A 19,150-nucleotide genomic window follows, 5' to 3' on the forward strand; every position below is an offset into this window, starting at 1 on the left:
CGCCGGACCGCCGTAGGACTCAGGACTACTGCGGGGTGGTCACCGTGACGTGCTCCCCGCTGCCCAGGTGCAGCATGCCCTTGCCGGGGGTGACGGGTCCGCCGACCATGTTGCGGGTCGTCCGGATGCCGATCAGCTCGCCGGAGCCGGACTCCTGCGGGGAGAGCAGGATGCCCCGGCGGGCCTTCTTCGCGTCGACCTGCCAGCCGGAGAAGCCGTCGCAGATCTCGTCCTCGTCACCGGCGATGACCACGGCGAGACCCTCCTCGGCGCCGCTCTCGACGATCCGCTTGAAGACGTCCTCGGCGTCGCAGTCGTCCAGCACCTCGGCGTCGTCGACCAGCACGACGATCGGCTCGGCCCGGGACGCCGACGCGATGACCTCGGTCAGTTCGTCCTCGTCGATGTCCCGCCCGGTGAAGACCTTCAACACGCCTTCCTGACCGTCGAGTTCGCGCAGCGGCGACATCCGCGGCGCGGCGACGACGAGCCGCACGCCGTTGGCCAGGTAGGAGCGGGCGAAGCCCAACAGGGTCGTGGAACGCCCGGACTTGGCGGGACCGCCGATCACGAAGGCCGGCACGCCCTGCGCCAGGTCCGGCCCGAAGGCGGTCAGTTCGTCGCCGCCGACACCCACCAGGGCCCACAGCGGCGAAGCCGCCGCGGCGGGATCCCGCATCGCCCAGGCGTCCTCGAAGGAGATCCGGCCGGGCAGCACGTCCACCCGGAACGGGCGCCGGGAACGGGGTACCTCGGCGTCCCGGGTCTGGGCCGCCTCGCCGATCGCGACGATCGCGGCGGCCTGTCCCTGCCCGGTGGTGTCCGCGGACAGCAGCGCAAACTGCGTCTCGGCGGCCGTCTCGCTGCGGAAGGCGCGGCCGGGCGGGATCTCCTCGGGCACCTTGCGGGAGTTGATGTCCAGCATCGAGAAGTCGGCGCGGTCGGCCAGCCGCAGACCGTACTTGTCCTCGGTGAGGGACGAGATCCGCCCGGCCAGGATCTGCCGGTCACCGGTGAGCACGAGATGGATGCCGACGCTCGCGCCCTCCCGCATCATCACCATGATCTGGTCGGTGAGATCACCGTGGTTCAGCTCGCCGAGGGTGGGCAGCCAGCCCTCCCAGCGGTCCAGGAGCAGCACGATGTGCGGCAGCCGCTCCGCCTCCGGTACGGCGGCCCGCTGCTCGCCGATGTCCGCGAACCCCTTGTCGGCCAGCAGCTCCTGACGTCGGGTCAGCTCGCCGGAGAGGCGGGCCATGAGCCGCTCCACGCGCTCGGTCTGGTTACGGCCGACGACCGCACCGCAGTGCGGCAGCCGGGTCAGCGCGTTGAGCGCGCCGTTGCCGCAGTCGATGCCGTACAGGTGCACGTCCGCGCAGGAGTTGGTGCGGGCCAGCGACCCCGCGATGGTGCGCAGCACCTGCGAGCGTCCGGTGCGCGGGGCACCGGCGACGATGAGGTGCCCGAAGCTCGCGAAGTCGACGGCGACCGCACGGCGGGCCTGGTCGGCGGGCAGGTCCTCGACACCGTACGGGGCGGCGGGCAGCGCGCCCTGCGCCTGCACGGCCGGCACGTCGTCCAGCAGCAGCATGTCGTCCAGGGCGGGCAGCCACGGCGAGTGCTGGGCCGGGATGGCGAGCGCGGTGTTGGCCTCGCGCACGGCGTCGACCAGCACCTTCAGGTCGGTGATCTCGTCGTCCTCCTTGGCCTCGGACTTGGGCTTGCGCAGCGCGGCCCGCCCGAGGTCCTGCCAGGACAGCGCCCCGGCCCAGGGCGCCAGGGTCGCGGGGTCGGCCGCACCGGGCCGCCGGCCGCCGACCCGGCCCGACTGGAAGGGGATCAGCGAGGCGTGCCCGAGCCGGACGTACGCCCGGCCCGGCGTGCTCTTGGCGATGTGCCCGGCGTCGGGCGCGTCGATGACGTCGGTCGACTCACCCGCGTCGGTCACCCTGAGCGCGATCCGCAGGTTGGTGTTCGCGCGGATCTCCGGGGAGACCACACCGGAGGGCCGCTGCGTGGCCAGCAGGAGGTGGATCCCGAGGGACCGGCCTCGCTGGGCGATGTTCACCAGGCCCGTGACGAAGTCGGGAAGGTCCCGCACCATCGAGGCGAACTCGTCGATGACGATGAGGAGTCGGGGGACGGGCGGGTGCGAGGGGTTGCGGCGCACCAGGTCCTGGTAGTCCTCGATGTCTTTGGCGTCGGAGGCGGCGAGGATGTGCTCACGGCGCTTCAGCTCCGCGCCCAGCGACTCCAGCGCCCGCTCCACGAGATGCGCGTCGAGGTCGGTGACCATGCCCACGGTGTGCGGCAGCTTCACACAGTCCTTGAACGCCGAGCCGCCCTTGTAGTCGACGAGCACGAAGGTCATGTTCTCCGGCGTGTTCGCCACCGCCAGCGCCGCCACGATGGTCTGCAGCAGCTCGGACTTGCCGGAACCGGTCGTACCGGCGATGAGGCCGTGCGGCCCGTCGCGCCGCAGGTCGATGCCGAACGGGCCGTCGTACGACTCCCCGATGACCGCCATCGTCGACTGTCCGCCCATCCGCCACCGCGCGGCGATCGCGTCCCGGTTCGGCGGCTCCAGCTGGAGCACGTCGAGCAGCCGGCTGGCGGCGGGCAGCGCCGAGTCCTCGGCCTCCCCGCTGATGTCACGCAGCGGGGAGAGGGAGCGGGCGAGCCGGGCACACCAGGCGGGGGAGACGAAGTCGGGCCGTACGTCGCGCTTGCGCAGCGCCCCGCTCTGCTCGACCCGCAGCCGCAACTCCAGGTCCTGCGAGGCCTGTTCCTCGGCCTGCTGCGCCTGCGGGTGCCAGGCCTGGAAGGACGGGAACCCTCCGGCGGCCTGCTGCGCCACGGCCGTCGCGGGCGCGTCCTTGGCCGCCACCGGCTCGGCGACGACGACGCCCTGGCACTCGCCCGGCAGAAACCGCTCCTCCTCGTCGAGACAGATGGAGCGCAGCGCCACCCCCGGCCCCTCCTTCAGCAGCCGCACCACACCCGGCATGGACCGCAGTCGCCGCGACCCGTCCCACACGATCACGATGTCCGGATCGGAGAAGGCGGGCCCGTCGGTCTTGCTGCGCCCGCCCTGCTGAAGGGCCTTCTGCCGGCCGTCGAGGAGCTGGGTGAGCTCGCCGACGCGGGCGGCGACCGTCTCCGAGTCGGTGCCGATCAGGACGTTCACGTCCTGGCCGCCGCCCGGGCGGGAGTGCGGCAGCCAGCGCACCCAGTCCCAGCGGGTCCCGGCGTCGTTGTCGGTGAGGACGTAGAACTGCACGTCCATCGGGCTGTGCAGGACGGCGGTCTGGGCGACCGCCCACCGCCCCAGCGCATGCGCCGCGTCACCGGGCCCGGCCACGCCGATCACCCCGAGGTCGCGCAGCGACAGGGCGACCGGGGCGTCCTCGATGTACCAGCGGACCTTGCGCTTGTGCTCGTCCTGCTCGGGGTCGTCGAGCTCGACCTCGGAGGGCACGCGCCCGGTGCCGAAACGGATCAGCAGATGGTCGGCGTCGGTACGGCGCCGCTCCCAGAGCCGGGTGCGCGGCCCGGTGCCGTACGTCAGGACGGCGGCGGGGTCGGGCACGGCGGCCCGCCGGTCGCTCCGTTCGGTCTTCAGGGCGTCCTGGGCGTCGTTCTCGATCCGCCCCTTGTGCTCCTTGTACTCCTTCAGCTGCTTGGCATGGGACTTGCGCCCGTGCTTCTTGTCCATGAAGTAGTTGCCGAACAGCATGACCGGGCTCATCACGGCCATGATCAGGTAGTACCAGCGCCCGAACATCAGCACGGAGACGACGGCGCCGACGAGCGGCAGCAGCGCCATCAGCCAGGGCAGCGGGCGGGCCTCGTAGTCGCCGGGTGGGTTCGGGAGCGAGAAGTGCGTCTGGTGCTCGGCGGGGCGCAGCCGCGGGGGCCGGTTGTAGTCGAGTCCGGCACCGTCGTCGGACCACTTGAGGGCGGCGTTGGGCGGGGCGTACCCGGTGATCTCCAACAAGGTGTTGCCGAGGGCGAGTTGGGTGTCGAGCGGCCAGTCACCGCCGCTCTCGAACTCCTCGCCGTCCAGTCTGGCTCTGTCGGTGTGTGTCTGTACCTTGCAGGTGCCGTCGATGGCGATGGTCAGGGTGGCGGCGCGGGCCGGCAGCTCCGGGTCCTCGACGCGGATGTGGGAGGCGGGGCCGGTGCCGATGTCGTACCGCCCGACTCCGAGCCGGTGCACGGCACCGGCCGCGGGACCGCCCGCGACCCGCAACTCCACGATCCCGGTGGGTTCGCCGAGCAGGCAACCGGCGGGGTCGTGCAGGCTGACGACGACACCGTCGCGCAGCGGCGAGCCGACGACGGTGGCGGCGGGGTCGAGGGCGTAGCCGTCGACGTAGGCGAGGGGACCGGCCGTCCGGACGGCCGCGGCACCCCTGGGGGCGCCGATGGGTATGACCTGGGCGACCTCGCCGCTGTCCGGGTAGCGCAGACCGACCTGCCCGGCCAGCTCCCGGGCCACGTCACCGACCGTCGACTCGGGATCGGCGTCGAGTACGACGTCGGCGGTGGCACCGCCGACCGGGTCGACGACGGTCAGACTCAGGCGCACGTTCGTCCTCCTCGCAGGCCCGGCACATTCGGTGTGACCTTAGCCGGACGGGCTTTCCCGGGCGCAACGGGATTGCGTCGGTTCACGATTCCCTCGCACGAGGCCCCTGCGGCCACGTGCCTCCCACCCGTAGGATCTTTGCTCATGGGACGGCCGGGTCAGGACCGGCCGATCCGTCCGAGCAAGCCACGGGGGCGAGCCCTGGGGCGGCCACAACACAACGGGAGGGATGCCGACATGGGCAAGGGCAAAGACACGGACCTTACTTATGCCGAGATGGAGAAGGTCGCAGGCGACCTGATCAAGGACATGCACGAGCTCGAGGACAAGATCAAGAACATCGAGAAGCGTGTCTCGGCACTGGTGGAGGAGGGCTTCACCACCCAGAAGGCCTCGGGAGCGTACGACGACTCCATGAAGGACTTCACGAAGGGTGCGACGAAGACGATCCAGGGCCTGCACGGCCTCTCGGACTTCCTGAAGAAGGCCAAGGAAGCGTACGAGCAGCTGGACGACCAGCTGGCGAAGCAGGCCAAGGGTTAGTAAAGTCCGAGGTCTTTGAACGACTGGATGCGACGGAGCGCGTCAAGTGCTCCGTCGCACCCGGCTGTCAGGCCTCGGTGGCCTGGGTCTCGCCCGGCTGCGGACGACGCATCAGGTAGGTGTGCAGCTCGCTGCGCCATTCCTCGGTCGTGAGCGTGAGCCACGAACCGTCCTTGAAGCGCAGGAGCAGCCGGTCGTTCTCGAACGCGGGGAGGGGGTCGGCGAGGGTGGCGTCCCCGGCCGGAATCTCGGCGACGACCTGCATGAGGGCGTCCCGGCGGATGGACACGCGTTTGGGCGGAGCGGCCAGCAGGATGCGGTCCCCGGCAAGCGCGACCAGGCGTTGGTGGTGGGAGGAACGGCCGTACCACAGCAGGAGAAAGCGGCCGGCGGCCCCGTTCCAGTCGCCGTCGAAGGTCCTGTCGAGACCGAGTTCGACGACGGCTTCGTCCCGCCGCTTCTCATCGAGCTTCGCGGCGCGGTGGCGCTCCTGTTCCCCTGTGGTCGACAGCATGCGCTTGAGGGCCTCTTCACCGGCGCCGAGGAGACTCAGCAGCTTGCCGATGAACAGCAGGGGCGATCCCAGAGCGACGCCGAGCATGCCGAGCGGTCGTATGGAGGCCGGACGCAAGGGCCCCGATCCTGCTGCCCGGTGTGCTTCGACCGGAGGCTCGGGGATCTTGCCGATCGTGCACCAGGCTGCTGCGTCGGGTGTGACGCCGAGTCGGTCCCGTACGGTGCGGTCGGTGCTCGTGGACAAATCCGTTCCACCTTCCAAGTCGTTTGCCGAAGGAAGTCTCGCGGCAGTGTCTCATGTCCATGATGGGGGATTTTTTCAATGGCGGACAGAATCAGGTACGACCTCGACATGATCAAGGGGTGCTCTCGGACGCTGGGCAAGCTCCACAATGAGTTTGATCAGCACGGGAACCCCTCGGACGGTTACGAGGACGAACTGGGGCACGGTGGCCTGAAAGACGCCTTCGACGAGTTCAGTACCACGTGGAAGAAGACGCGGAAGAAACTGTCGAAGGAACTGAAGAAGCTGGCCGAGTACACCGGAGCCGCGGCCCAGAAGTACGAAGAGATCGACCATGAGTTGGCCAAGGCAATTGCCGAGAACACGGGGAAGGGCAAGAAGTGAGCAGGCGATCCGGTGATTGGCCGCCGCTGTGGGACGAGGATCCCACTCCGGGGGATCCCGACGAAGTCGCCGCCCTCGGGCGGAAGTTGCGGCAGATGGCCGACATGATCGACGAACAGGCGCGGGTCATCAAGGCGCTGTCCTCGGTGGAGGGCTGGGACAGTGATGCCGGCCGAGCCTTCAACGAGATCGCCGACGGTGCCGGCGACCGGCTCAAGAAGGCGTTCGAGCGGTACGACGAGGCGTCCAAGGCCGTGGGCACCAAGGTGGCCGAAGGCGAATCAAAGGAATTCGCCGGAGAGTTGCACCGGGCTCAGAAGAAGGCCGACAAGGCCTTGGCGGATTACCGTGAGGCCAAGTCCGATCACGACCTCGCCGATCGGGAAGTGAAGAAGTTCACGGACAAATACCTCGTCAGCCAGATACCCGAGGCGGACAAGCCCGAGTACGAGCGCTGGGAGAGGAAGCGCGACGAGGCGCTGCACCGCATCGGCCAGGCGCGTAAGGAAGTCAAGGACGCCCGGGATATCTTCGACGACGCCGGAGACCGGGCCGCCCGCCATATCAAGGATGTGGTCCACCACGACGCGGTGCGCGACCCGGGCGGGTTCATGAACTGGCTCGCCGACTGGGCGGACACGTTCTCCAACATCTCCGCGATCCTGTCCGTCCTCGCGGTCGTCTGTGCGTTCATCCCGCCGCTGCAGTTCCTGGTGCCCATCTTCGCCACCCTCGCGGTGCTCACCAGTGCGGCGGCCCTGGCCGGCCACGCCTACGACATGACGGTGCGCGGTGGGAAGGTCAACTGGCTGAAGCTGGGAACGGACTTCCTCGGAGTCCTCCCGGGGCTCGGCGCGCTCAAGGGATTCAAGGCCGTGGCCAAACTCAGGGGACTGGCCAAGCTCAAGGCCTTCGGCAAGGTCGGCACCTGGGGAGAGGCCTCCCTCCGAGGGCTCGACGGTGTCGGGCACAACTTCCTCAACGGCCTCAGTGTGAGCATGACGAACAAGGTCCTTTCCCAAGGCCTCAAACTCGGGCAGCGGCTCAACATCGCCGGTCTGCCGGAGAGGTTCGCACCCATCGGCGGGAAGCAGATCACGGCGGTCATCAAGGGGAACGGCCTCGCAAGCGCGCTCCACCGGATGTTCAGTGGCGAGAACGGCGGGACCACTGGTTACCAGGAGCCGGAAACGGCGAAGCCGACCCCGACTCCCAGCCCGTCGCCCCAGCCCTCGCCGAAGCCGTTCCACGCGGCTCTCGCCGCGTAGCCGTGGTGGTTCCGAAGCCGGTGCACACCGCACGAAAGGAGGTCGATCCAAGTGAGCGACTCGACTGACCTCGGTGAAGGGGAGTTCGTCGGCCGCAGGGGCACGGATCCTGTCCGGCTCGTCCCTGGCGAGGTCATCGCCGCCGTCCCTGCCGCCAAGGCGCTCGCAGACCGGTCGGACAGAGAACTCCGCTTCGACTTCCTGGACGACGGAGCGGTCCTTCGTATGCTGCGGCTTCGGCACGAGGACGAGACCGCGATGTTCAATGCGGGGTTCAAGACCGGTGTTCCGTTGGCGATCATCGGCTTCGGCGGCGCGGTGTACTGGGGCGGCGTGGTCCAGTACTGGGAGTCGGCCACCGCACGCGTTGCCTATGCGGCCGTGGCCGCCGCCGTAGTCCTGGTCCTGCTCGTCGTGTACGTACGTACCGCCGTGGCTCACTGGGGCGACCCGGTACGCCAGAATCTCCGCGCCCGGGCGCGGAGATATCGCGAGCTGGCGCATCTCGCGCGCAGGGAAGGGGCGGATATCCCTGCCCACTATCCCCACTACGGGCCGTATCCCTTCGCGGCCACCTTCCGTCCCGAAGCGGACGAACCGGAAACCACCGATAGAGAAGGCCTGTCGTGAGCGCCGTAGCAGCTGAAGAGGATGTCCAGGGCTCCATCGGTGGGCCGGGCATCGATGTCCGCTGGATCATGCCGGAGGGCTTCTTCGAGATTCCGATGGACTCGGAGAGCTTGGACGAGACCGCCGAGCAACTCGTCGAACTGGCCCGCGCCGTGATGCCGGAGGCCACCTTCGACGTACAACTCGAGTGGGCGGTCATGGTCGCCGCGCACTACGACTCCTTCGTCGAGGCCGGCATCCAGTACTCCGGCTTCGTCCTGACGGAGGTCGACGGGGAGCGGTGCACGGCGACGGTTTCCGTCAGCATGACCGATCTGGACGAGAGGGCTGGTAGCCATCCCGTCGGGTTCCTGGGCTCGACGATGCGTCACCTCAACATGGGAGAGGTCAGCGAGATCGAGCTGCCGTGCGGCCCTGCTGTCTCCTGCATCGGGACCCGGAAGGGGAGTCTGCCCGGCAGTCTCACCGCGTCCGGAGCCGACGAGCCGGTGGTGACCTCCTTCATCCAGGTCCAGATACCGCTCAGCAACGGGACGGTCCTGGTCCTGGAGATGGGCACCCCCACACCGCAGGCCTGGGAGGTCTTCTCGGCCATGTTCGCCGGCGTCGTGAAGAGCGTCCGCCTGTTCAACGAGTCGGGCAAGCCGATGGTGATGCCTGGATGACCACGGAACCCGATGCCACGGCACCTCCCAAGGACTACCGGCTCCTGGTCCCCCGGGACTGGTTTCGCATCGATCTCACCCAGGACCGGTGGCGTGCGCAGCTGAAGACGTTCGTGGACCACCAGGCCGAGGGCAGGAACGTTCCGGCCGAGCTCAAACAGGAGGTCTGGGCCACCCTGCGCAACACCGCCGAGGCGGGGGTCAGGACTGGTGCGCTGGAGTTCTTCCTGAGACCGGAGCTGGACGGCGGCGGCATCCTGCCCGCCTCGCTCATCGTCTCCTTGATCCCGCGGCCCGGGGGACTGACCCCCCGGGATCTCCAGGAGTCACTCGAAGCGCAGCAAGGGCGGAACGCGTCCGCCGCAGAGGTCTCGACCGTCGTCCTTCCCGCGGGGGAGGCCGTGCAGGTCCTCGGTCCGACGACTCTGGACCTCTACGTCCGGATGCCCGGAGGCGTCGGCTATCTGGCCCTGGCCTTCGCGGTGCCGCTCAGCGGAGTGACCGGCCCCATGCGCCGACTCTGCGAGTCGATCGCGGAATCGTTGCGGTGGATCGTGTGAGGGGCACCGTTTTCGGGCCCCTCCTGACCGGACACCCCGACGTGGTCACCTGCGTCTGATCAGCGATTGACGGCTTGGATTTCCTGGACGGTGACATCCTGGGTGGTGCCGAAGGTGCCGTCGGGCAGGTCTCCGCCCGCGCCGCCGGTGCCCGTCCAGGAGATCTTCCAGGTGATCGTCGCCCGGAGTTTGAAGACGCTGTCACCGGAGGAGCGCAGGTACCTGATCCCGCAGGGTGGCGTTCTGCCCGCGTCGCCCTTGGCGTAGGGCTGGCCGATGGAGCCGTCGGAGTTGATGGCGCACTGGCCGGAGGCGGGGAAGGTCTCGGCGTCCGCGGTGCCGGGTTCGAGCTTGAGAGAGACGGGCTTCGCGGTGGTCGTTGCCTGGATGCCGAAGCCGGGGACGTTGATGGCCGCCGTGGCCTGGACCTCGTCGAAGACGGCCTTGTCGAGCCAGGCCCAGGTCGGCAGGTTCACCTTGGTGGTGGCCTCGGGGGCGAGGGTCACCTTGGTGTCGGGCAGTTGCATGCGCTGGTACGCGAGGGCGGCGAGGATCTCCGGTTTGATGGCCTCTTCGTACTGGGCGGGTGGGGTGTCGCCGTTGTCGACCCAGAAGGGGAGGTCGTTGCAGGAGCTGCGCTTGAGTATGTCGGGTTCGTCGGGGTTCTCGACGGCGGCCCAGAACATCCCCTTGCCGTCCTTGTCGACGTTGTAGTCCTTGTAGCCGGGGGTGTCGGTCCAGCCGTAATCGTCCTCGTAGTGGCGCTGCATCTCGCCGATCGCCGCGCCCGCGGTGCCGCCCATACCGGGCGTGTTCTTGGCGCTCTCGATCTGCCCGGACATCTTCTTCTTGAAGTCCTTGGCACCGAGGTAGGGGGCGTACCAGCAGGGTGGGGGCGTCCAACTGACGTCGGAGGACGTGACGTTGCCGGTACTGCCGCTCTTGGTTACGGCGCCGGAGTACTGGATCTTTGCGGCGGCGTAGATGCTGGTGTCGTCGGCGCCGCCTTTCTGGTCCGAGTCGCCGCCCTTGCCATAGTCCACCGGCTCTGCAGTGGAGTTGGGCGCTGCCAGCATGAGAGCGCTGACCGCCAGGACAAGGACAATGGCGCAGCTACCGAGGGGCGTACGCCGTGATCCGTTCACTGGCACTGCTTCGCTCCCGTCTCGATATACACCTTGGACGCCTGCCAGAGGCTCTCACCCGTGGCGACCTTGACCATGATGATCTTGTAGTAGCCGTAGTCCTTGAGGCTGGGCTTGGTCTTCAGGATCTTCCCGGTCTTGACCTCTTTGCCGTAGAACTTGCTCGCGTCCGAGCAGAAATCGACCTCCACCGAGGTGCCGTTGGTGGCGGAACGGGTGGTGGCGTCGTAGTGGCGGCGCGTACCAGTGGCGGTCCAGCCACCCTTGAGCCACTCGTTGATCTGTACGGTCGCGTAGTTGAGCCCGTCGCCAGTGGCGTACGCGGCCAGGGACGCGTCCTTGGTCGATCGCTTGTCGACGCCCCGGTAGATGGAGCGCATGAAGTTTGCGGCATCCTCCATCGCCGCAGCCTCGTTCTTGTCCTTCGGCTTGGCCCAGTCGAAGACCAGGTTCATGTCCTTGGGCAGGGACAGGTCCACGCCGTCCGGCTTGTCCTCTGCCGGTGCTCCCGAAGTGGATGCCGAAGCCGTCGGCGTCTTCGTTCCCTGGTCGACGCCGGTGATCTTGTCGTTGTCGCTGGCTTTGTCGTCCCCGCTGCTGCAGGCGGTCAACAGCAGTGCTGCGGTTGCCGCCAGCGCGGCAGCGGCGGGCAAGGTACGGCGCTTCACAGTGAACTCCCCGTGAGACAAAAGTCCATTCAAGAGATCCGACGCTATCGGGGAGGTTCTCGGTTTCGCCAGCGCGAACTTCCCTGTGAATGGTGATAATTCTGGGCGCATGGGGTGCTCGGAGGTGTGACCTGTGTCCTGATCGTGCCCGAACGGATGACGACTCGGATGTGTCGGGACGCCGTGACCGGTCACCGTGAGGTGCGAGTTCCGTTTCGCTATCGCGGTGCCCTGCATCTCGGGTAGGCGCACGTCGGGTATGCCGATGTGCGCGGCGCCGGTCAGGCGCGTCCGCCGACCAGGAACTCGAGCCGGCCGTGGTCCTCGGTCACCTCACCCTGCGCGCTGACCCGCACAGGGCGAGGTGGGAGCGGCGGTCGGTGGAGTCAAGTAGCTGGAGTGCGTCGGTCAGGGGCGGACGGTTGCTGTCGGCCCGGCGACGTGGGTGATCATGACCGGTGAACTTCTTCGATGCGTCGCGGTTGCGACCGTGGCCCGCGCCCAGCGGTCCGCGTCGCCCCCCCGCGGGTGCCTTCGCCGTCCTCCTCGTCGCCCGCTCCGGCAACGCGCATGCTCCGCGACTCGGCGACGCGCAGCGCGTCGGTGAGGCACTCGGCGAGGCGGATGCCGGCGTAGCGGACAGCACCTGGCGGGCACGGCCCACGACGTCGGTGCCGGTGGCGAGCCGGGCGGTCTACAGGTCGTCGGCGAGGTGGGAGAGACACCCGCCGTCGTTGCCGGTGACCAGATAACACGGTTTGCCTTCGGGGGTGGGCCAGGGGAGGAGGAGGCGGGGGGAGATCGGGGCGTGCGCGTGACTGTTTGGCTGTTCCATCACGCGGCCACCTCCGGCGCGCCGATCACGTGCTGGTCGAGGTCGATCCCGAAGTCGGCGGCGAGTACGAGGGCGAGGCGGCGGCGCTGCTGGATGGCGGCCTCGCGCTCGTGGGCGGTGAGGTAGGGGCGGACAAGGGCGGACTCGGCGCCGTCGAGGAGAGTGGCCAGGCCGTACGGCGACCGGTGGGGAAGGTGCGAGGCCTCGGCGGTGAGGGGGCAGCGTACGAGGGTGAAATGGACGTGGGGGAAGGGTGGGCGGTGAGGACGGCGGCGCCGTTTCCCGGTGCCGGGGGCGAAGAGGAGGCGCAGCCATTGGAGGGCGCGGGGGATAAGGTCGTGCATGTCGACGCTCCTTGTAAGCGTTGGCCATGCCCCGGGAGGTCTAGCCACCTCGCCGGGGTCCTGTCATTTCGACCATACCGGTAACTGCGTCCCCCTGCACCCCTAAGCTATATTGCGCGTCCCACCGCTCCGGGACGCGTTCTGCGCCTGCGGTGTGCGTAGGGCTGCGGCACGGTGGAGATATGACCGAGCTTCCGCGCTATGAGTACGTGAAACTCGCCGACGCCATTGCGGCAGACATCGCCTCCGGAAAACTGCCGCAGGGCGCCGCGCTGCCCGGCGAGCGCGCCATGACGGGTCTGTACCACGTGAGCATCGGCACCGTACGCCGCGCCATCGTCGAACTCCGCAAGCGAGGGCTGGTGGCAACGCTGCCCGCGAAGGGGACGTACGTCATCGGGATGCCGGAGTCAGACGGCGACGCTCCCACGGAGGACGGATCGAACGTCTGAAGGGGCCGCCGCGCATTGCGCTGCGCGGCGGCCCCTTCAACTCCGTTGGCTATGCAGCAGTAGCCACGCTTCTTCGCGGGACGCGAGCAAAGGGCGGGCCAGTCCGTGGGTACTCAGTTCCCGAAGGCCGGCCCGTCGGCTCCTCCGTCGCCGTGTCCTGCTGAGCCCGTGTTGCCTTCCGGGGCAGGGAAGGACACGGTCCGTAGGATCGCCACCGTTCCGTCGCAGAACTCGTTCCAGTATTCGGTGGAAGCCGTGTGGACCGTGAAGCCTGGGCCTTCGCCTTGGCGTCGAGCTTTTCCCCAGCACTCTTCTCCAGGCGGTCCGCCCGGTCCTGGAAGTCCTGGAGGTCGGCGGCCCAGCGGTGGAGCGCGCGTGAGGCCTTATCGAAGGAGTCATGGCTCTTGCGGGCGAGCGGGGTGACGTCCTTGCCGATGTACTCGGTGAACGCGATCGCGGTCTTGCCCTTCCAGGCCCCGCACTCGATGCGCTCCAGCTCATGCAGGGCCGTGCCCAGCTCGCCGGCGAGCTTACCGAGTTGCTTGGCGAGGTCTCGGGTGTCCTCCACGCTGCCCGGCGTGGGGTCCCAGCCTATGTGAGGGAAGGCAGGCCGTTGCCCAGCCACGTCACTTGCCCTTCTGCTTCGGAGCCTTGAGGGACTCGGCCAGGTCCAGGTCCAGGTTGCCGAAGCTCTCGCCGATCTTGTTGATCATCTTCACGGCCCCGTGGGTGTGCTTGCCGAGCTGCTTGATGCCGTAGCTCCAGTCGTCGGCGAAGTCCTGCACGTCTTCGACAAGTTGTCTCTCGCCGACAGCCGAGGCGTCCGCGCTGCGGAGCGTGCGGCGGGTTGTCTCCATGCGGTCGCTGATGGACGAGAAGGTCTTCTTCAGGTCCTGGAAGATCGTGTCTTCGAGGCGCAGGTCACTCATGTCGGATTCCGGTCTCTTCCGTAGGGCGGCGGCCAGGTAGCTCCGCGTGCCGCCCGGTTGTGATCAGCGGTTGACGGCTTGGACTGCCTGGACGGTGACATCCTGCGCGGTCCCGAAGGAGCCGCCGGGCAGGTCACCGCCGGGGCTCCCGGACGCTGTCCAGGAGACCTCTCTGATCGTCGCTTGAAGCTCGAGCGTGCCGTCACGGGAGGAGCGCAGATCCGTCGTCGTCCCCGCGCAGGCGGTCAACCGCGCTGCCGTGGTGACGGCGAGCGCGGCGGCGACAGGACATGGGCGCCGCTTCACAATGGAATCCCCGTGAGAAAGAAGTTCGTCAAGGACACAAACGGTATCTGTGGGGTTCTCGATTCGCCAGCGTGAACTTCCTTGCCAACGGGGGCAATGCGTAGTGAACCGGACACAGTGTGATTGGTAGCCGGATGACCGGAAGGCCAAGCGGGGGTGATCGCCGCCTCGTCCAAGGGTGGTTCACATCGGCGTGAGGAGCGGCCAGCTGTCGCATCGACGGGTTTCCTGCGGGCCGGCGCGTTCAGGTGGAAGCCGTGCGGGGTGACGGATTGTTCAAGGTGGCTGACGGCGTCATCGGAGCTGGGGTCTCGTCGAGGTGAACCGGCCGGGGCGGGTGACGGGGGTGTTCGTGGCCGTCGGCGCCCAAGTTTCGTACCCCGCGTTGCATATGCGGTCTGCGGGGAGGTCGCGGATGGGTACCGTCGCCGCTTGTAACGTGCCGGCTGCAACGAAGCGGTTGCTGGTGGTCGGGCCGGAGAAGGGCAGTAAGCTCTGACGCCTGCATTGCGAAAGCGACTTGCGCAACGATGGATCAATTCGGGCTATTGGGGGATAGCGAACATGTCCAAGGGTGATCTGGCCCTGAGCCTCGCCGGTCTCGACGACCTGGCCGGTCAACTGCGGTCGATCAAACAGCGCATGGACGACACCGGCCAGGTCGACCGGAAACTGGGCAACGGAGAGCTGGGCTCGAGCGCGGCCTTCGACGCGATGGAAGACTTCATGCACGGCTGGAAGGACGGCCGCAAGGAGATCGACGTCGGCCTCGAGAACGTGGCGAAGATGGCGCAGGAGATCGTCGACAAGATGACCAAGCTCGACACCGATCTCCGGAACGCCGTCCGAAAGCACGAGAAGGAGGGCAAGGGTGGAAACTGAGGCCCCCCGCGCCGATGAACCCGCCGCCGAGGACCCGTTCGCCGGAGCCGCTCCCGGGGATGTCATCGGCATCAACATCCAGGTCCCCAGCACGTGGTACGAGTTCGACGTCCACCCGGCCACGGTGAACCGCTCGATCCGTGAGGTGGTGGCGGAGCGGGTCAAGCAGCGGCCGGAGCTGGCCGAGCACCAGGCCGAACTGGTCAGAACCCTGAAGAAGGTCGCCCGTGAGGCCCGGAAGAACAACGTCGTCTACTCCGGATCGATGTGCGAGATCGTCGACGACGAGCCGATGGTGGCCAGCCTCACGGTCAGCGTGAGCGCGGCGGTGAACGAGACCACCGGCGAGACCGCCGTCACGGGACTCGACACGCTCATGGGCGTCCTGTCGCCGATCGCCCCCGGCCGTCGGCCGACCGATCCGTGGCGTCGCGTGCGCCTCGTGGAGCTGCCGGACGCGGGCCAGGCCGCGCGTACCGAAGGCATCGAGGACATCGAGATCCCCGACGACAACCGCAGCTACCGCGCGGTGATGATGCAGACCCTCATCCCCTTCCCGGGCGGCAACCCGAAGGTCGCCGTCATCAGCGCCAGCACACCCCAACTGGCCCTGGTCGAGCCGATGCTGGAGCTCTTCGACGCCATCACCAGCACCTTCCGCTTCGTCTACCGCGCCGACCTCGACACGGAGAGCTGAGCTCAATGGTCCGCCCTGCCGACTGGCACAACCTCGACCTGCACGACGACCCGACGCCCGGCGATCCGCACGAGGTAAAACTCCAGGGCCAGCGATACAAGACCTTCGTCGAAGACGTTGCCACGGTGCTCAGAGGAATCCGCTCCGCCTCGAAGGACTCCGTCCTCAAGGAGTCGGCCGGCAAGGCCATGGACGCGTTCAAGGACCAGATCGGCAAGCTGCCCGGCCAGTTGCAGAAGCTCCACGATTCGTACGAGATGGTCTCAGGCGCCCTGCTGACCTACGCCGGGAAGCTGGAGCTCGCCCAGACGACGGCGGACCACGCACTCGCCAAGGCCCGGACGCTCCGCGGCGACCTCTCCCGGGCGAAGTCCCGGCTGGCGAGTGCCACCACCGCGGCGAACAACGCCAAGTCGGCACAGAGCAAGCTGAACAACCCCACCGGCAGCGCCCCCGCACCCGACCCGGAGAAGGTCCGCAAGGCGACCCGTGACGCCCAGCACGCCAACCAGCACCAGAAGACGGTGCAGGGCCAGGTCGACAGTCTGAACTCCCAGCTGGCGGAGCTGAGGACGAAGGCGGAGAACGCGGGCAAGGACCAGGACAAGGCCGCCACGAAACTCGTCCACGACATCCACAGTGCGTCCGATGCCGGGATCCATAACAAGAAGTGGTACGAGAAGCTCGGCGACTGGGTTGCGGACCACTGGGACGTCTTTGTCGCGGGATGCAAGATCGTGGTGGCGGTCGCAGGCATCGTGGCGCTCTTTGTGGCCGCTCCCTGGCTTGTGATCATCATCGTGGCCGCAGCGCTGATCGTCCTGGCGGACACAATAGCCAAGTTCGCGCAAGGTAAAGCCGGCTGGGGAGATCTCGTGTTCGCGGTGCTGGACTGCATTCCCGTGGTCGGCAGGCTGGCCATGGTGGCGAAGGCCGGCAAGCTGGTGGGTGGCTTCAGGATGGCACTGCGGGTTAGGAAGGCCGAGATCGCGTGTAGCCGTCTCATTAAAATGTGGCGTATGGGCGAAGACCTCAAGGGCTTCCGCAAGGTCGCCTACGCGTTTGCCACCGGAGAGCTCAAAACCACCCTCAAGGATTCCTTCAATGGCGGCTGGAACGAGGTCCAGAAGAACGCCCTGGGTAATCTTGTCGGTAATGCCATCGGGGCCGGTATGACGCCCTTGGTCAGCAAGGGTTTCAAAAAGCTTCCCAAGATCATCAACGACAGTAGGTTCACCGACCTGACCCGCAGAAAGTATCGGGATCTCGGCATGACTCTCGCCGGGAAGAATCCCAGGGGCCAGATGATCACCGGCGGCACCGAAGGCTTTGTGAAAAGCGTGACCCGAGCCACGGTGAATTCGGTGTTCTTCGGTGCGAGCTTCGACACCAACGGCGTCATCCTGGATGGCCTGAGTGGCGCGGGTGGCGGTGGTGGTTACAAACCTGGCATCCTGCCTGCCAGGACACAGTTCAGCTCGTAAGCGACTTGCGTGCCTCCTGGAACCTCGACATGGCTGCCGGCACCTGAACGCGGTAGTCGATGTACCCGATGCTGCCGTCTTCCATGATGTCGGTGTGTTCGGTCGATGTTGTGACACGCGCCAGGAGGCTGTCCGACAGCCTCTGCGCAGCGGCCCACACCGCATCGGCGACAGCCTGTGGCGACGACTCGTCGATCACTTTCAGACGGTGCTTGATCGACATGACGTCCCCCTTCAGTTTGAACGTCAGGGTCGGCCCCATGCCGGAGGTGGCGAACCTGCCGCGCCCGCGCCGGAGCAGCTCCGCCACGCCGTCGAGTAGGTCCACCAAGTCGGGGAACAGGATGATTCCCATACCGCCGTCCGGTCGGTGGGCGGTGCGTGTGGTGGCGGTCCCCGCGCTTCCCGTGACCTCGAGGTGACCGAGGAAGAGCCCGTCCTCGACGTCTTCCTGGTCGGCGAGCGGGGTGTAGATGAATTCAGGCACGGAGCGTCACTTCCCCTCTGCCTGCAGTAGTCGGACTTCTTCTTCGGTCAGCGGTGATTCCCCGGAGATGCCGGCCGCTTGAGCGCGCTGCCAAGCCGTCTCGCTGACACCATCAGGCCGGGCTCCCCTGCTCGGGGCGAGCACATGCGTGGGCTTAGCGGCGCCCAGCTCATGCACACCCTGAAGCGCGATCACAGTGCCGAACCGCGGATCCCCCGCGAACTTGAAGCCCCGGCTCCTGGCGTTGGCCACTGCGCTTCGCCAACGTTTGCCCGTGAGCCCGTATCGCCGGACGGCAACGCTGACGCCCTTTTGCCGGTCATCAGGGTTGGGGAGTTTCAGGTAGCTGATGTCCGCCGGAGCGTTGCTTTTGAGTGGGGCGTGGTCCTGCCAGGGATAGGTGGCCAGGATTCCCCGCATGTTCTTCAGCTGTACCCGACGGGAGTCGGACACGGCAATCCCGATGACCGAGACAATGATGGGAACTACCATCACGTACACCGGGAGGGATCCGCCGACCAACGACTCCCAGAGAACCGTCTCCAGCACGAAAAAGCCCGGCAGGGACAGCACCCACAAAGTCGTTGTCGTGATGGTCCGCCGACGCGCACGCTGCCACGCACGAAGGGTGGCCGGATCATCGAAGGCGGTACGAGGTGTTTCGTCCCCCATGCGCTGAACCCTCCCGACAGTTGGTTAATTGTTCCGATTCTGTCGTTCGCTTAACGGAATCGGCAAGCAATTCGGCGCTTCTGGCCGACGGTATCAGGAGGACGGTGCTCCCCCAGTGGAGCGAACGGGCCGTAGGCCTGGTGCGGCTCTTGCCGTCCGCGCTTCCCGGCACGAGTCCAGCCCGTAGGATGGTGCCGCGCGCTGGGGCCCTGTCGGTCGTGTGGCCCGCGCCCTTCCTCCACTGCTCTTTCTGTCCTTCGTCGAAAGGCGTTCGAAGCTGGTGAGTTCCGCGATGCTGTGGAGGATCGCGCGGTATTAGGTGCAGTTCGGTGTGCCGTTGCAGAACCGGGCCGGTGTCCGCCCTCTACGTCTTCACCGCGCAGGACACGGATCCCGGCCGCTGGGCGGCGTACCTCGACGTGCTCAGCGGCGCCATGAGGTCGCTGTCGATCGACGAGCCGGAAGACGAAGGCCCGAGCGGTCGGAATCCGGCGGCCGAAGGAACGGAGAGACAGATGTGAGCGGCGGCAGTGCTGGGATGACGAGGCTCGCGAGAGGGGTGTGCGGCACCCCGTCGTGCTCGCGGTCGTCATTGGCGGCTATGTGCTCGCTGCCATCGCGGGCCTGTTCGTCCATACGGGCGACTACGGCCCCGCCCTCCATGTACCTCTGTGGATCGTCCATGCCCTACTCCTCGTCCTGTTCATTCGGAAGCTGGGGGCGAAGACGTCGAGTACGTACACGACGCTGTTCAGCGTGGCCAGCTCGGTGATGTCCGTGTACGTCGCTGACATAGGCGCGACGATCGCACACAGCAACGGCGCGGCGAGGGGGTCACGGTCACAGTT

General features: G+C 67.4%; 22 protein-coding genes. 11 read left to right on the top strand and 11 right to left on the bottom strand.

Annotation, left to right across the window (positions count from 1 at the left end; all coding sequences use genetic code 11):
- Nucleotides 1–25: 25 nt before the first annotated feature.
- The gene (locus ACWDGI_RS00485) at nt 26–4,591 is read right to left on the bottom strand and encodes an FtsK/SpoIIIE domain-containing protein (protein WP_450753905.1); all 4,566 of its coding nucleotides are present in this window, start codon (nt 4,589–4,591) and stop codon (nt 26–28) included.
- Between the two features lie 237 nt (nt 4,592–4,828).
- Between ACWDGI_RS00485 and ACWDGI_RS00490 the strand changes: the two genes are divergently transcribed.
- Nucleotides 4,829–5,134, top strand: a complete 306-nt coding sequence (locus ACWDGI_RS00490; protein ID WP_351317920.1) for a WXG100 family type VII secretion target — start codon at nt 4,829–4,831, stop codon at nt 5,132–5,134.
- Nucleotides 5,135–5,201: 67 nt separating this feature from the next.
- On the opposite strand, the gene ACWDGI_RS00495 is transcribed toward ACWDGI_RS00490, so the two are convergent.
- Entirely contained in the window at nt 5,202–5,894 is a 693-nt protein-coding gene (locus ACWDGI_RS00495) for a hypothetical protein (RefSeq protein WP_450753907.1), read from the bottom strand.
- Between the two features lie 78 nt (nt 5,895–5,972).
- On the opposite strand from ACWDGI_RS00495, the gene ACWDGI_RS00500 reads away from it, so the two are divergent.
- From ACWDGI_RS00500 to ACWDGI_RS00520, 5 genes are all read left to right on the top strand, one after another.
- Entirely contained in the window at nt 5,973–6,278 is a 306-nt protein-coding gene (locus tag ACWDGI_RS00500; protein WP_450753909.1) for a hypothetical protein, read from the top strand.
- A 95-nt stretch (nt 6,279–6,373) separates the two neighbouring features.
- Nucleotides 6,374–7,546, top strand: coding sequence for a putative T7SS-secreted protein (locus tag ACWDGI_RS00505; protein WP_450753911.1), 1,173 nt, complete (start codon nt 6,374–6,376; stop codon nt 7,544–7,546).
- A gap of 51 nt (nt 7,547–7,597) precedes the next feature.
- Nucleotides 7,598–8,176, top strand: coding sequence for a hypothetical protein (locus ACWDGI_RS00510; RefSeq protein ID WP_450753913.1), 579 nt, complete (start codon nt 7,598–7,600; stop codon nt 8,174–8,176).
- Nucleotides 8,173–8,841: a hypothetical protein gene (locus ACWDGI_RS00515; RefSeq protein WP_450753915.1), complete on the top strand. Its 669-nt coding sequence runs from the start codon at nt 8,173–8,175 to the stop codon at nt 8,839–8,841. The genes ACWDGI_RS00510 and ACWDGI_RS00515 overlap by 4 nt, the downstream gene beginning before the upstream one ends.
- Complete coding sequence (locus ACWDGI_RS00520) at nt 8,838–9,401, top strand: hypothetical protein (protein ID WP_450753917.1); 564 nt, start codon at nt 8,838–8,840, stop codon at nt 9,399–9,401. Before ACWDGI_RS00515 ends, ACWDGI_RS00520 begins: the two co-directional genes overlap by 4 nt.
- A 59-nt stretch (nt 9,402–9,460) precedes the next feature.
- Here ACWDGI_RS00520 and ACWDGI_RS00525 read toward each other — a convergent pair whose 3' ends face one another.
- The 4 genes from ACWDGI_RS00525 to ACWDGI_RS00540 form a co-directional block, all read right to left on the bottom strand.
- Nucleotides 9,461–10,546, bottom strand: a complete 1,086-nt coding sequence (locus tag ACWDGI_RS00525) for a hypothetical protein (RefSeq protein ID WP_450753919.1) — start codon at nt 10,544–10,546, stop codon at nt 9,461–9,463.
- Nucleotides 10,543–11,214 (bottom strand): hypothetical protein, encoded by a 672-nt coding sequence (locus ACWDGI_RS00530; RefSeq protein WP_450753920.1) that lies wholly within the window; start codon nt 11,212–11,214, stop codon nt 10,543–10,545. Before ACWDGI_RS00530 ends, ACWDGI_RS00525 begins: the two co-directional genes overlap by 4 nt.
- Before the next feature lie 694 nt (nt 11,215–11,908).
- Nucleotides 11,909–12,052 (bottom strand): hypothetical protein, encoded by a 144-nt coding sequence (locus ACWDGI_RS00535; RefSeq protein WP_450753922.1) that lies wholly within the window; start codon nt 12,050–12,052, stop codon nt 11,909–11,911.
- The gene (locus ACWDGI_RS00540; RefSeq protein ID WP_450753924.1) at nt 12,049–12,393 is read right to left on the bottom strand and encodes a hypothetical protein; all 345 of its coding nucleotides are present in this window, start codon (nt 12,391–12,393) and stop codon (nt 12,049–12,051) included. Before ACWDGI_RS00540 ends, ACWDGI_RS00535 begins: the two co-directional genes overlap by 4 nt.
- A 182-nt stretch (nt 12,394–12,575) precedes the next feature.
- Here ACWDGI_RS00540 and ACWDGI_RS00545 point away from each other — a divergent pair, with 182 nt between their 5' ends.
- Nucleotides 12,576–12,845, top strand: coding sequence for a GntR family transcriptional regulator (locus ACWDGI_RS00545; protein WP_450753926.1), 270 nt, complete (start codon nt 12,576–12,578; stop codon nt 12,843–12,845).
- Between the two features lie 49 nt (nt 12,846–12,894).
- On the opposite strand, the gene ACWDGI_RS00550 is transcribed toward ACWDGI_RS00545, so the two are convergent.
- The 3 genes from ACWDGI_RS00550 to ACWDGI_RS00560 form a co-directional block, all read right to left on the bottom strand.
- Complete coding sequence (locus ACWDGI_RS00550) at nt 12,895–13,470, bottom strand: hypothetical protein (RefSeq protein WP_450753928.1); 576 nt, start codon at nt 13,468–13,470, stop codon at nt 12,895–12,897.
- A 1-nt stretch (nt 13,471) separates the two neighbouring features.
- Nucleotides 13,472–13,774: a hypothetical protein gene (locus ACWDGI_RS00555; RefSeq protein WP_450753930.1), complete on the bottom strand. Its 303-nt coding sequence runs from the start codon at nt 13,772–13,774 to the stop codon at nt 13,472–13,474.
- 63 nt (nt 13,775–13,837) lie between these two features.
- A complete protein-coding gene (locus tag ACWDGI_RS00560) occupies nt 13,838–14,080 on the bottom strand; it encodes a hypothetical protein (RefSeq protein WP_450753932.1) in 243 nt (80 codons plus the stop codon).
- 564 nt (nt 14,081–14,644) lie between these two features.
- Between ACWDGI_RS00560 and ACWDGI_RS00565 the strand changes: the two genes are divergently transcribed.
- The 3 genes from ACWDGI_RS00565 to ACWDGI_RS00575 are packed head-to-tail and all read left to right on the top strand — an operon-like array spanning nt 14,645 to nt 17,143.
- The gene (locus ACWDGI_RS00565; RefSeq protein ID WP_450753933.1) at nt 14,645–14,962 is read left to right on the top strand and encodes a hypothetical protein; all 318 of its coding nucleotides are present in this window, start codon (nt 14,645–14,647) and stop codon (nt 14,960–14,962) included.
- Nucleotides 14,952–15,659, top strand: coding sequence for a hypothetical protein (locus ACWDGI_RS00570; RefSeq protein WP_450753935.1), 708 nt, complete (start codon nt 14,952–14,954; stop codon nt 15,657–15,659). Before ACWDGI_RS00565 ends, ACWDGI_RS00570 begins: the two co-directional genes overlap by 11 nt.
- Before the next feature lie 5 nt (nt 15,660–15,664).
- A complete protein-coding gene (locus ACWDGI_RS00575; RefSeq protein WP_450753937.1) occupies nt 15,665–17,143 on the top strand; it encodes a putative T7SS-secreted protein in 1,479 nt (492 codons plus the stop codon).
- Here ACWDGI_RS00575 and ACWDGI_RS00580 read toward each other — a convergent pair.
- Both ACWDGI_RS00580 and ACWDGI_RS00585 read right to left on the bottom strand, forming a co-directional pair.
- Nucleotides 17,133–17,630: a hypothetical protein gene (locus tag ACWDGI_RS00580; RefSeq protein ID WP_450753939.1), complete on the bottom strand. Its 498-nt coding sequence runs from the start codon at nt 17,628–17,630 to the stop codon at nt 17,133–17,135. The genes ACWDGI_RS00575 and ACWDGI_RS00580 overlap by 11 nt on opposite strands.
- A 6-nt stretch (nt 17,631–17,636) precedes the next feature.
- Nucleotides 17,637–18,302 carry a hypothetical protein gene (locus ACWDGI_RS00585; protein ID WP_450753941.1) on the bottom strand — a complete coding sequence of 222 codons (666 nt, stop codon included), beginning with the start codon at nt 18,300–18,302 and terminating at the stop codon, nt 17,637–17,639.
- A gap of 353 nt (nt 18,303–18,655) precedes the next feature.
- Here ACWDGI_RS00585 and ACWDGI_RS00590 point away from each other — a divergent pair, with 353 nt between their 5' ends.
- The gene (locus tag ACWDGI_RS00590) at nt 18,656–18,823 is read left to right on the top strand and encodes a hypothetical protein (protein WP_450753943.1); all 168 of its coding nucleotides are present in this window, start codon (nt 18,656–18,658) and stop codon (nt 18,821–18,823) included.
- The last annotated feature ends 327 nt before the right edge of the window (nt 18,824–19,150 follow it).

This window comes from Streptomyces sp. NPDC001220 (assembly GCF_053597895.1).

Coding starts and splice junctions, on each gene's coding strand:
- ACWDGI_RS00490 (WP_351317920.1), top strand. CDS start 4,829: ATGGGCAAGGGCAAAGACACGGACCTTACTTATGCCGAGATGGAGAAG.
- ACWDGI_RS00500 (WP_450753909.1), top strand. CDS start 5,973: ATGGCGGACAGAATCAGGTACGACCTCGACATGATCAAGGGGTGCTCT.
- ACWDGI_RS00505 (WP_450753911.1), top strand. CDS start 6,374: ATGGCCGACATGATCGACGAACAGGCGCGGGTCATCAAGGCGCTGTCC.
- ACWDGI_RS00520 (WP_450753917.1), top strand. CDS start 8,838: ATGACCACGGAACCCGATGCCACGGCACCTCCCAAGGACTACCGGCTC.
- ACWDGI_RS00540 (WP_450753924.1), bottom strand. CDS start 12,393: ATGCACGACCTTATCCCCCGCGCCCTCCAATGGCTGCGCCTCCTCTTC.
- ACWDGI_RS00545 (WP_450753926.1), top strand. CDS start 12,576: ATGACCGAGCTTCCGCGCTATGAGTACGTGAAACTCGCCGACGCCATT.
- ACWDGI_RS00555 (WP_450753930.1), bottom strand. CDS start 13,774: ATGAGTGACCTGCGCCTCGAAGACACGATCTTCCAGGACCTGAAGAAG.
- ACWDGI_RS00565 (WP_450753933.1), top strand. CDS start 14,645: ATGTCCAAGGGTGATCTGGCCCTGAGCCTCGCCGGTCTCGACGACCTG.
- ACWDGI_RS00575 (WP_450753937.1), top strand. CDS start 15,665: ATGGTCCGCCCTGCCGACTGGCACAACCTCGACCTGCACGACGACCCG.
- ACWDGI_RS00585 (WP_450753941.1), bottom strand. CDS start 18,302: ATGGGGGACGAAACACCTCGTACCGCCTTCGATGATCCGGCCACCCTT.